The sequence below is a fragment of the Amycolatopsis sp. NPDC003861 genome (assembly GCF_053605405.1).
The window spans coordinates 1-10,525 of the sequence record NZ_JBSGJD010000300.1; the positions used below are offsets into that span (position 1 = coordinate 1).

The window sequence follows — 10,525 nt, forward strand, 5'->3', positions numbered from 1 at the left end:
CGCCCAGCGCCTTCTCCACCGGGCTCGACCCCTTGGTCGGCGTGGTGAGTGAACTCATGACTTACGCTCCCAAAAGGCCGGACCGATGGCCTCGATGAAGTCGCCTCGCGCGATCAAGTATCCCTCTTCGTCCACCGTGATCGGTAGCTGGGCCAGCGGCCGGGTCGCCGGGCCGAAGATCGGCTTGGCGTAGTGGAGGGCGTCGAACTGCGACTGGTGGCACGGGCACAGGATGCGGTTGGTCCGCTGCTCGTACAGGGAGGTCGGGCAGCCGACGTGGCTGCAGATCTTCGTGTACGCGTAGTAGTCGCCGAAGTTGAAGTCCTCCTGGCCGGCCCGCTTGACCACCTTGGCGGCGTCGGTCGGGCGCAGGCGGATCAGCATGACCGGGTTGTCGACCCGGGTCAGCGCCTTGGCCAGCGCCTCGGCGTCGTTGCGCTCGGACTCGCGGAACGGGAAGACCGTCTCCATCGCGCCGGCGTCGAGGTCCTCGGCCTTGACCAGGGAGATCTCGGTCTCCTTGCCGTGCTCCACCTCGACCGGCTTGCCGGTGGCGCGGCGCATGTAGACCTTCTCGCCGGGGAAGTTCGGCTGCCAGCCGGTGTGCCACAGGGAGTCGCGGGACTCGCTGTCCTTCCACGGGTTCTTGATGAAGGACGCGACGGGCAGCGCCGCGGCCGCGAGGCCGAGCGCACCCGCACCGGCGATCGCCGAGCGCTTGATCAGCGAGCGGCGGGCGATGGTGCTGCGGTTCCCGGCGTCGGCCAGGTGCGCGAGGATCGTCGCGCGGTCGACCTCGGCCGACCCTTCGCCGCCGGCGTCGCTGCGCTGCTGCACCGCGACCTCGGCGGGCACGAACTTCTTCGTGTACAGGATCACGCCGATGCCCAGGCCGAGGATGGCCAGGCCGAGCGTGAGGCCGAGCATCGGGGTGTAGAGGCTGTACCAGAAGTGGGCGCTCTCGTTGTCCGGCGCCTCGTACTGCCACGGCCACCAGATCAGCGAGACGACGAACCCGATGCCGGCCAGCGCGGACAGGCCGAACCAGAACGCGACCAGGCGCTCGGCGCGCCGCTCCGCCCGGGTGCCCTCCACGGGCCACGGGGTCGGGTACTCGACGATCTCGACGCCGTCGAGCGCCCCGCCCAGCTTGACCAGCTGGTCCCGGTCCATCTCAGCCAGTTCCGCCTCCGACGGCGGCTTCGGCCCCTCGGCACTCATGCCTTCGATCCAATCCACAACGTCACGCCGATCAGCGCGGCGATCCCGACGATAAAGGCGATGACGCCCTCCGAAGCGGGGCCGACCCCGCCGAGGCCGTTACCACCCGGGTCATTGTTGCCGTCCGACACCGACTTCACGTAGGCGACGATGTCCTTCTTCTCCTCCGGCGACAGCTGCCGGTCGGAGAACTTCGGCATGTTCTGCGGGCCGGTGAGCATGGCCGTGTAGATCTGCTCTTCGCTGGCCGGGTCCAGGTTCGGCGCGTACTTGCCGGCGGACAGCGCACCGCCGCGGCCGGTGAAGTTGTGGCACGACGCGCAGTTGAGGCGGAACAGCTCGCCACCGCGGGCCGGGTCGTCGCCGCGCAGGGCCTCGCCCTTCTCGGCGGGCCGCTGGACACCGCCGCCGTGCGCCTGGATGTAGGCGCCGACCGCGTCGATCTCGGCCTCGGTCAGCTTCGGCGGCTTCCGCTCGACCTGCGCCTCCTGGCGCGCGGCGGGCATGCGGCCCGAAGAAGTCTGGAAGTACACCGCGGCGTCGCCGATGCCGATCAGGCTCGGCCCGCGGTCCTGCACGCCCTCGAGGTTCGCACCGTGGCAGGCGATGCAGGTGTTGTTGTAGACCTGCTCGCCGAGGCGCAGCTGCGCCGGCGTGCCCTGGGCCTGCGCGGTCTGCGGCTCCGGCACGAGCAGGGCGTAGCCGGCGCCGGCACCCACCAGCGCGATGCCGAGCGCGAGCAGGCCGGCGAACCGCCTCCGCAGCTTCGACCGCGCGCGGTAGCGGCGCTCCGAGGATTTCGTGCTGGTGGTCATCTTGCGGCAACCCTTGCTGTCAGTTCAGGCCGATGGTGAAGGTGGTGGCGGCTGGGTGAGGACCTACGGAAGGAGGTAGATCACACCGAAGAGGCCGACCCACACGATGTCGACGAAGTGCCAGTAGTAGGACACGACGATCGCCGACGTGGCCTGGGCGGGCGTGAACTTGCTCAGTTTCGTGCGGATGAGCAGGTACACGAAGGCGACGAGCCCGCCGATGACGTGCAGGCCGTGGAACCCGGTGGCGAGGTAGAAGACCGTGCCGAACGGGCCGGACGGGATCGTCATCCCCTCTTCGACCAGGTTGTGGTACTCGTTGGCCTGGCCGCCGACGAAGATCGCGCCCATGATCAACGTGATGATGTACCAGCGGCGCAGCCCGTAGACGTCACCGCGCTCGGCCGCGAACACGCCGAACTGGCAGGTCAGCGACGACAGCACGAGGATCACCGTGAACGGGATCGCGTACGCCACGTTGAGGTGGAACTCCTCGCCGTGCAGCGGCGGCGGCCACTGGCCGGACGAGTTCTGCGCCTTGACGGTGAAGAACATCGCGAACAGTCCGGCGAAGAACATCAGCTCGCTGGAAAGCCACACGATGGTGCCGACACTGACCATGTTCGGCCGGTTCAGCGAGTGGACCCGCTGACTGATGGTGGGAGCTGCCGTTGTCACGCGTCGCATTATGTCCTCTCGCACCGCCGCTCCGCCGGGTGGGTCCACGGCGAGCCGTCTGCGTAACCGATCACACCGGATGCCCGGGAAGGTGAGAGCTACTCATGGGTTTACTCGACCGCCTGCTTGACCTGGTCAAGAAGCGGGAAACCGCCGGTCTGACGGCCGGCGCGCCGGGGCTGAAGATCGTCGCCGAGGCCTTCGACCCGGCCGTCGCGGACTCCGCCGTGCTCGCCGGTTCACCCGCCTGGGTCAGCACGGCACCGGCCGTTCTGCGGCACCACCTGCTGCTGCCGCCGGACCGGCTCGAAGAGGCGGCGTCGATCCTCGCCCAGGACGGCTATGAGCTGCGGGAACCCACCTCTTCCGGGGAGCTGACGAGGGTGCTCGCGGTGCGCGTCCAGGTGCTCGACGCCCTGCATTGCGCACAGGAGAGGTCCCGGATGGCCGGTCTCGCGCAACGATTGGGCGGCGACGCGCTCGGCTGGGACGCGCAACAGCCGGAGCCGACCGCGTGATGTCGGTCTCGGCCGATACGATCGCGGGAGACGTGCGGTGACGAGTATGGAGGCGTGCCTGATGGGCGAGCGGTCGATGCGGGTCCTGGTGTTCAGCCACAAGCCGGAGGTGCGCGAGGCGATCGTGAACGCGGTCGGCCGCCGGCCCGCCGCGGACTTGGCGCGCGTGGACTACGTCGAGGCGGCCGGCATCGCGGACGTGCTGTCCGAGGTGGACGCGGGGAACGTCGACCTGGCGATCCTCGACGGCGAGGCGCAGCCGACCGGCGGCATCGGCCTCTGCCGGCAGCTGAAGAGTGAAATCACCGACTGCCCCCCGATCGTGGTGGCCGTGCGGCGCAAGGACGACCGGTGGCTGGCCACCTGGTCGCAGGCGGACGCCGTGCTGGTGCACCCGCTGGACCCGCTGACCGCCGCGGAGACCGTCGCCGACGTGCTGCGCGCGCGACGGGTCCCCGTCGTGAACGGCTGAGCCCGGTGACCACCCCGGTCCCCCGCACCTGGCCACCCCTGCTCAAGCAGCTCATCGCCGGCGTCGACCTCTCCGCGGAGGACACGGCGTGGGCGATGGACCAGATCATGAGCGGCGCGGCGAGCCCGGCCCGGATCGCCGGGTTCGCGGTCGCGCTGCGCGCCAAGGGCGAGACGCCCGAGGAGATCGCCGGCATGGCGGCCACGATGCTGGCGCACGCCAAGCGGGTCGAGCTGGACGGCCCGGCGGTCGACATCGTCGGCACCGGGGGCGACGGCTCCAACTCGGTGAACATCTCGACGATGGCGACGATCGTCACGGCGGCGGCCGGCGCGCCGGTGGCCAAGCACGGCAACCGCAGCGCGTCGTCGAAGTCCGGCGCGGCGGACGTCCTCGAAGCGCTCGGCGTGACGATCAGCTTGCCGCCGGAGGACGTCCGGCGCAGCCTCGACGAGGTCGGCATCGGGTTCTTCCTGGCGTCGGCGTTCCACCCGGCGCTGCGCCACGCCGGCCCGGTGCGCAGCGAGCTGGGCATCCCGACGACGTTCAACCTGCTCGGCCCGCTGACCAACCCGGCCCAGCCGGGCGCGGCGCTGATCGGCTGCGCGTACCCGGACAAGACCCGGGTGCTGGCGGAGACGTTCGCCCGCCGCGGCACCCGGGCCCTGGTGGTCCGCGGCGACGACGGCCTCGACGAGATCACCACGACGACGACGTCGACCGTGTGGGTGGTTTCGGACGGCGAGGTCACCGAACGCAGCTTCGACCCGGCAGCGGTGGGCATCGCCCGCGCGACGGCGGAGGACCTGCGCGGCGGCGACGCGGCGGCGAACGCGGCGGTGGTCCGCGACCTGGTGGGCGGCAAGCCGGGCCCGGTCCGCGACGCCGTCCTGATCAACGCCGCGGCGGCGCTGGCGGCCTTCACGGGCTTCTCGGACTCGCTGGAGGACGACCTGCGGGCCGGTCTGACTCGGGCGGCCGAGGCCATCGATTCCGGCGCCGCGGCCGCGCTGCTGGACCGCTGGATCGCCTTCACCTGACCCGCGACCCGCGTGCTCCAAGCCGGAACTCGCGTGATTGGGGCCAGATCTCGCGTGACTGGAGCCGGAACTCGCGTGATTGGGGCCGGACTCGTGAGTTCCGGCCCCAATCACGTCAGTTACGGCCCCAACCACGTTGGTTACGGCCTCGATCACGTGGGTTACGGGCCCGATCACGGGGGTGACGGGTCCGGTCACGATCGGCAGGCCGGTTCCCCGCGGGTTTCCGGGGCCGGAGCCGGCTGCGGGGCGGGCTTGCGGCCGCGCTGGGGTGCCAGAGCGGCCGCCAGGACCGCGAGCATGCCCAACGCCTCCGGCCAGCTCGGGCGGTGGCCGTAGAACAGGATGTCCACCAGCACCGCCACCACCGGGTACAGGTAGGACAGCAGCGCCACCGTCGTGGTCGGCAGCTTGCCGATGCTCGCGTACATCAGCACGTACATCAGCGCCGTGTGGACGGTCCCGAGCAGGACCAGCCACAGCAGCCCCGAGGTCGTCGTGGGCAGCGGCGTGACCAGCAGCAGGGGTGCCAGCACCAGCGCGCCCACCGTCGTCTGCACGGCGGCCAGGAGGTGCGGGCGGATGTGCTTCAGCTGCTTCGCCACGAAGGACGCTCCCGCGTACAGCACGGCCGCGCCGAGGGCGAGGCCGATGCCGGCCAGCTGCACCGGCTTGCCGTCCTCACCGTGGGCGGACAGCGAGATCACCGCCACGCCCCCGAACGCGATGCCGGCCCGGGCCAGGTGGCTCTTGGCGACCTTCTCGCCGAGGAACGCCGCGGCCAGGCCGACCAGGATCAGCGGCTGGGTGTGGTAGACGACCGTGCTGACCGAGATCGACGACAGCGCGTACGAGGCGAACAGCAGCACCCAGTTGCCGACCAGGAACAGCCCGCCCAGCACGGCGAGGCCGAGGTCGCGGCGGGACGGCCGCCAGGCCTGCAGCCAGCCGCGGGAGAGGCACCAGAGCACGAGCAGGGCGCCGCCGACGAAGCAGCGGGCGAAGGCCACGGCGGGGGCGGCCGCGCCGCTCTCGAGGACGACGGCGCCGATCGTGCCGGACATCGCCATCGCCGCGGACCACTGGAGCAGCGGGCGGGTTTCGGAGTTCGTCATGCCGACCAGGTTCGTCCGGATCGGCCGGCGCAACCAGTGTCAGAGATGACAACGGCCGCAAAACTTGTGACACACTGGCCGACATGGACGTCAACCGGGTCGCGGTGGTGCTCGCCGACCGCGTTTCGCCGTTCGAACTGGGCGTCGCGTGCGAGGTGTTCGGCACCGACCGCAGCGCCGACGGCATCGAGGGCTGGGACTTCGCCGTCTGCTCGCCGGGCGGGACCGCGGTCGAGAGCTGGTCCGGCTTCGGGCTGGCCGGCCTGCGGGACCTGGACTTCGCGGCGTCGGCGGACCTGCTGATCGTGCCGACGTGCGCGCCGCGGACCGCGCCACCGCCGGAGCCGGTGCTGGACGTCCTGCGCGACGCCGCCGGGCGCGGAGCGTGGGTGGCGGGGTTCTGCGCGGGCGTGTTCTCGCTGGGTTACGCGGGCTTGCTGGACGGCCGCCGCTGCACGGTCCACTGGGTGTACGAGGCGGAGTTCCGGCAGCGGTTCCCGGCGGCCGAAGTGGACCCGCAGGCGCTGTACGCCGACGACGGCGGGATCCTGACCAGCGCAGGCACGGTCGCGGCGGTCGACCTGTGCCTGCACCTGGTCCGCCGGCTGCGCGGTGTCGCGGCGGCCACGACGCTGGCCCGGCGGATGGTGGCGGCCCCGCACCGCGCGGGCGGTCAGGCCCAGTTCGTCCAGGCGCCGGTCCCGGCGACGGCGGCGGGCGACGACGCCGTGGTCGCGGAGGCCCTGGAGTGGGTCGAGCGGCGGCTGGACCAGCCGTTCACGGTGGCGGAGCTGGCCCGCCGCAGCGGCCTGGGCGAGCGGACGTTCCTGCGCCGCTTCTCGGCCGCGACGGGCACGACACCGCACCGCTGGCTGACCGAGCGCCGCCTGGACCGGGCCCAGGCCCTGCTGGAGGAGGGCGGGCTGTCGGTGGAGGACATCGCGGCGGCGTGCGGCTATGCGTCGGCGGCGGCGCTGCGGCACCAGTTCAGCCGGCTGCGGGGCACGAGCCCGTCGTCGTACCGGACGGCGTTCCGCGGCTGAAAAACAAAACCGGCCGCCACGCTCGGAAGCGTGGCGGCCGGCTTCGGTGAGGCTCAGTCGTGCGACGGGCCGGTGTGGTACTCGAACACCAGGCCGCCGATCGTGATGAGCAGCGCGACCAGGGCGATGACCAGCAGCCAGATGTGGAAGAACGCCAGCGCCACGGCTGCGAGCGCCGCGGTGGCCGCCATGCCGATCGGCCAGTAGCTGCCCGGGCTGAAGAAGCCCAGCTCGCCCGCGCCGTCGCTGATTTCGGCGTCCTCGCGGTCCTCCGGGCGCGGCTCGATGCGGCGGGCGACGAACTGCATGTAGCTGCCGGCCAGGAACGCGAGACCACCGGTGAGGAACAGCGCGACGATGCCGACCGGCTCGGCGCCGTGGGTCGCGGCCAGCGCGGTCCACACCCAGTACACGGCCGCCATGAACACGGCGAAGATCGCCACGATGAAGAAGATGCGGGCTTCGACCTTCATGGTCTTTTCCTACTCCTTGTGTGCGTGCGGCGTCAGTTCGACGCGGTCCGCGCGGTGCGGTCGGTGTTGAACGGCTGGGTGGTGACCGCGTGCGGGGTGCACAGCTCGCCGCAGTTCATCTTCGCCAGCGCCTCGGCCGCCGTGAACGACTGGCCCGTCGCCGGGTTCGTCTGCTTGCGCAGCGCGATGTACTGGTCGTACTTGTCCGCCGACAGCGCGCGGACCTCGAAGTTCATCACCGAGTGGTAGGTGCCGCACAGCTCCGCGCACCGGCCGACGAAGGAACCTTCGCGGTCGATCTTGTTCTGGAAGGAGCTGTCCTGGTTGTTCTTCTCCGGGTTCGGCATGACGTCCCGCTTGAAGTGGAACTCCGGCACCCAGAAGGAGTGGATGACGTCGGTGGAGACCAGGTCGTACTGGATGGTCTTGCCGACCGGGAGCACCAGCAGCGGGATCTCGCCGGACGAGCCGACGGTGCTGACCTGCTGGCCGTCCGCCTTCTTCGCGTTGTCGTCCTCGTACTTGAACTCCCAGTTCCACTGGAAGGCCACGACCTGGACCTTGACGTCCGGGTTCGGGATCTTGTCCAGGACCTTCGACTCCGTCGTCGCGGTGAAGAAGAACAGGACGCAGACCATGATCGTCGGGACGACGACCGTGAACAGCTCGAGCGGGATGTTGTACTGGAACTGCCGGGGCAGCTCCTCCGGCTCGCCGTCGGCGGTCTTCTTCTTGCGGTGGAACGTCGCGGTCCAGAAGATCAGCGCCCACACGATGACGCCGACGACCAGCGCGGCGACCACGGTCCAGGTCCAGAGCGTCCGCATCTGGTTCGCCTGCTCGGTGACACCGACCGGCCAGCCGAACCGCAGGATCTCGTCGCCGGAGCAGCCCGTCGCGGTCAGCGCGACCAGCACGGCCAGCGCGGCGACGCGCACGGTCCGCTTCCCCAGGGTGCGCTCGGGTTGTCCCACTGCGCCTCGCCCTTTCACCCAGAGCCTCCTACGACCGATCTTTGTGACAGCCGGACTCTAGCCGAGTTGGCCCATCCTGCTGACCAAGGGGTAACCATCGACGCGCGTGGTACTCGCCACGACCACCCCGGCATACTGGGGCCTTCCCCCAGCCCGGTGAAGACCCTGAAGGTGTGTGAGTACCCGTGTGCGGCCTGCTTGGACTGATCTGCGCGACCGAGACCGGCGCGGCGAACGCGCGTGACGCCGTCGGGGCGGCCATGCGCTGCCAGCGCCACCGCGGCCCCGACGAGCAGGACACCTGGGCCGACGCCGAGGTCGTCTACGGCTTCAACCGGCTCGCCTTCATCGACGTCGAGCACGCGCACCAGCCGCTGGTCTGGGGCCCGCCCGAGGCACCGGGCCGCTACACCATGAACTTCAACGGCGAGATTTACAACTACCAGGAGCTGCGGGCGGAGCTCGCCGAGAAACACGGCGCGAAGTTCGAGACCGAGGGTGACGGCGAGGCCATCGTCGCCGGCTTCCACTACCTCGGCGCGGACTGGGTGAAGCGCCTGCGCGGCATGTTCGCCTTCATGATCTGGGACTCGCAGGAGAAGCGGGTCTTCGGCGCGCGCGACCCGTTCGGCATCAAGCCGCTGTTCTACTCGGCCGGCCCCGACGGCGTGGCGTTCTCCAGCGAGAAGAAGAGCCTGCTGGAGCTGTCGGACGTCCTCGGCGTCGCGCAGGAACTGGACCGCAAGGCCCTGCAGCACTACCTGGTGCTGCAGTACGTGCCCGAGCCCGAGTCGCTGCACACGGCGATCCGGCGCGTCGAGTCCGGGACGTCGTTCGACGTGGTGCCCGGCGGTGAGGTGAAGTTCACCCGCTACTTCCACCCGCAGTTCAGCGCCAAGCCGGTCAACTCCCCCGCCGAGGCCGAAGAGCTGTACCAGCGCATCGCCGATGTGATGCGCGACTCGGTCGGCAAGCACATGATCTCCGACCCGGACGTCACGGTCGGCGCGTTCCTCTCGGGCGGCATCGACTCCACGGCCACCGCCACGCTGGCCAAGGAGCACAACCCGAACCTGATCGCGTTCACCACCGGCTTCGAGCGCGAGGGCTACTCCGAGGTCGACGTCGCCGCCGAGTCGGCCGCCGCGATCGGCGTGAAGCACGTGGTCCGGACGGTGTCGGCGGACGAGATGATGGAGGTGCTGCCGCTCATCGTCTGGTACCTCGACGACCCGGTGGCCGACCCGGCGCTGGTCCCGCTGTGGTTCATCGCCCGCGAGGCCCGCAAGCACGTCAAGGCGGTGCTCTCGGGCGAGGGCGCGGACGAGCTGTTCGGCGGCTACACGATCTACAACGAGCCGATCTCGCTGGCGCCGTTCGAGAAGATCCCGGGCGGCATGCGGAAGCTCATCGGCAAGGTGTCGACGAAGATCCCCGAGGGCACCCGCGGCAAGGACCTCCTGCGCCGCGGCGCGCTCCCGCTGGAGGACCGCTACTACGGCAACGCCCGCAACTTCCGCGACGACCAGCTGCGGAACGTGTTGAAGACCTACCAGGAGGGCGTGGGCTTCAAGGACGTCACGGCGCCCTGGTACGACGTCTCGCGCGGCTGGGACCCGGTGGCCCGCATGCAGCACGTGGACCTCTACACGTGGCTGCGCGGCGACATCCTGGTCAAGGCCGACAAGGTGACGATGGCGAACTCGCTGGAACTGCGGGTGCCGTTCCTGGACGCCGAGGTGTTCAAGGTCGCGGCGTCGATCCCCCTCGATCAGAAACTGGCGCACGGCACGACGAAGTACGCGCTGCGCCAGGCCCTGGCGAAGATCATCCCGGCGCACGTGCTGAACCGCCGCAAGCTCGGCTTCCCGGTCCCGATCCGGCTGTGGCTGCGCAACGAGATGTACGACTGGGCGAAGGGCATCATCAGCGACTCGAAGACCGAGGAGCTGTTGGACAAGAAGGCGATCCTGGCGCTGCTGGAGGAGCACAAGGCGGGCCAGCTCGACCGCAGCCGCCAGCTGTGGGCGCTGATCGTGTTCATGCTGTGGCACGGCATCTTCGTCGAGCACCGGATCAAGCCGGAGATCCCGGAGCCGGTCTACCCGGTGAAGCTCTGAGGTCTGCCGCGGCCGGGGGGGGGGTGGGTTGGGGGGGAGTTTAGACCGCAAGACAA

11 protein-coding genes are annotated in these 10,525 nt (G+C 70.2%); 5 read left to right on the top strand and 6 right to left on the bottom strand.

Annotation, left to right across the window (positions count from 1 at the left end; genetic code table 11):
* Positions 1–54 precede the first annotated feature (54 nt).
* The 3 genes from qcrA to ctaE form a co-directional block, all read right to left on the bottom strand.
* Entirely contained in the window at positions 55–1,221 is a 1,167-nt protein-coding gene (gene qcrA, locus ACWEVN_RS42310) for a cytochrome bc1 complex Rieske iron-sulfur subunit (RefSeq protein WP_310977140.1), read from the bottom strand.
* The gene (gene qcrC, locus ACWEVN_RS42315) at positions 1,218–2,036 is read right to left on the bottom strand and encodes a cytochrome bc1 complex diheme cytochrome c subunit (RefSeq protein WP_310977139.1); all 819 of its coding nucleotides are present in this window, start codon (positions 2,034–2,036) and stop codon (positions 1,218–1,220) included. Before qcrC ends, qcrA begins: the two co-directional genes overlap by 4 nt.
* 63 nt (positions 2,037–2,099) lie before the next feature.
* The gene (ctaE, locus tag ACWEVN_RS42320) at positions 2,100–2,723 is read right to left on the bottom strand and encodes an aa3-type cytochrome oxidase subunit III (RefSeq protein ID WP_063749462.1); all 624 of its coding nucleotides are present in this window, start codon (positions 2,721–2,723) and stop codon (positions 2,100–2,102) included.
* A gap of 95 nt (positions 2,724–2,818) precedes the next feature.
* On the opposite strand from ctaE, the gene ACWEVN_RS42325 reads away from it, so the two are divergent.
* The 3 genes from ACWEVN_RS42325 (at position 2,819) to trpD (ending at position 4,744) form a co-directional block, all read left to right on the top strand.
* On the top strand, positions 2,819–3,232 hold the full coding sequence (locus ACWEVN_RS42325) for a hypothetical protein (protein ID WP_452055043.1): 414 nt from the start codon (positions 2,819–2,821) through the stop codon (positions 3,230–3,232).
* Positions 3,233–3,293: 61 nt separating this feature from the next.
* Entirely contained in the window at positions 3,294–3,704 is a 411-nt protein-coding gene (locus tag ACWEVN_RS42330) for a response regulator (RefSeq protein WP_310977137.1), read from the top strand.
* A gap of 5 nt (positions 3,705–3,709) precedes the next feature.
* The gene (gene trpD / locus ACWEVN_RS42335) at positions 3,710–4,744 is read left to right on the top strand and encodes an anthranilate phosphoribosyltransferase (RefSeq protein ID WP_452055044.1); all 1,035 of its coding nucleotides are present in this window, start codon (positions 3,710–3,712) and stop codon (positions 4,742–4,744) included.
* Positions 4,745–4,938: 194 nt separating this feature from the next.
* On the opposite strand, the gene ACWEVN_RS42340 is transcribed toward trpD, so the two are convergent.
* A complete protein-coding gene (locus ACWEVN_RS42340; RefSeq protein ID WP_449682214.1) occupies positions 4,939–5,859 on the bottom strand; it encodes a DMT family transporter in 921 nt (306 codons plus the stop codon).
* 83 nt (positions 5,860–5,942) lie between these two features.
* On the opposite strand from ACWEVN_RS42340, the gene ACWEVN_RS42345 reads away from it, so the two are divergent.
* Positions 5,943–6,902: a GlxA family transcriptional regulator gene (locus tag ACWEVN_RS42345; protein WP_452055045.1), complete on the top strand. Its 960-nt coding sequence runs from the start codon at positions 5,943–5,945 to the stop codon at positions 6,900–6,902.
* Positions 6,903–6,955: 53 nt separating this feature from the next.
* Here the strand turns inward: ACWEVN_RS42345 and ACWEVN_RS42350 are convergent, their stop codons facing one another.
* A complete protein-coding gene (locus tag ACWEVN_RS42350; protein WP_043781541.1) occupies positions 6,956–7,375 on the bottom strand; it encodes a cytochrome c oxidase subunit 4 in 420 nt (139 codons plus the stop codon).
* A 32-nt stretch (positions 7,376–7,407) separates the two neighbouring features.
* On the bottom strand, positions 7,408–8,349 hold the full coding sequence (gene ctaC, locus ACWEVN_RS42355; RefSeq protein ID WP_452055046.1) for an aa3-type cytochrome oxidase subunit II: 942 nt from the start codon (positions 8,347–8,349) through the stop codon (positions 7,408–7,410).
* Between the two features lie 185 nt (positions 8,350–8,534).
* On the opposite strand from ctaC, the gene asnB reads away from it, so the two are divergent.
* A complete protein-coding gene (asnB, locus tag ACWEVN_RS42360; protein WP_452055047.1) occupies positions 8,535–10,469 on the top strand; it encodes an asparagine synthase (glutamine-hydrolyzing) in 1,935 nt (644 codons plus the stop codon).
* The last annotated feature ends 56 nt before the right edge of the window (positions 10,470–10,525 follow it).

What these genes read in the sequence shown, in the direction of transcription:
- qcrA (WP_310977140.1), bottom strand. Translation starts at nt 1,221, where the DNA reads ATGAGTGCCGAGGGGCCGAAGCCGCCGTCGGAGGCGGAACTGGCTGAG.
- qcrC (WP_310977139.1), bottom strand. Translation starts at nt 2,036, where the DNA reads ATGACCACCAGCACGAAATCCTCGGAGCGCCGCTACCGCGCGCGGTCG.
- ctaE (WP_063749462.1), bottom strand. Translation starts at nt 2,723, where the DNA reads ATGCGACGCGTGACAACGGCAGCTCCCACCATCAGTCAGCGGGTCCAC.
- ACWEVN_RS42325 (WP_452055043.1), top strand. Translation starts at nt 2,819, where the DNA reads ATGGGTTTACTCGACCGCCTGCTTGACCTGGTCAAGAAGCGGGAAACC.
- ACWEVN_RS42330 (WP_310977137.1), top strand. Translation starts at nt 3,294, where the DNA reads ATGGGCGAGCGGTCGATGCGGGTCCTGGTGTTCAGCCACAAGCCGGAG.
- ACWEVN_RS42340 (WP_449682214.1), bottom strand. Translation starts at nt 5,859, where the DNA reads ATGACGAACTCCGAAACCCGCCCGCTGCTCCAGTGGTCCGCGGCGATG.
- ACWEVN_RS42345 (WP_452055045.1), top strand. Translation starts at nt 5,943, where the DNA reads ATGGACGTCAACCGGGTCGCGGTGGTGCTCGCCGACCGCGTTTCGCCG.
- ACWEVN_RS42350 (WP_043781541.1), bottom strand. Translation starts at nt 7,375, where the DNA reads ATGAAGGTCGAAGCCCGCATCTTCTTCATCGTGGCGATCTTCGCCGTG.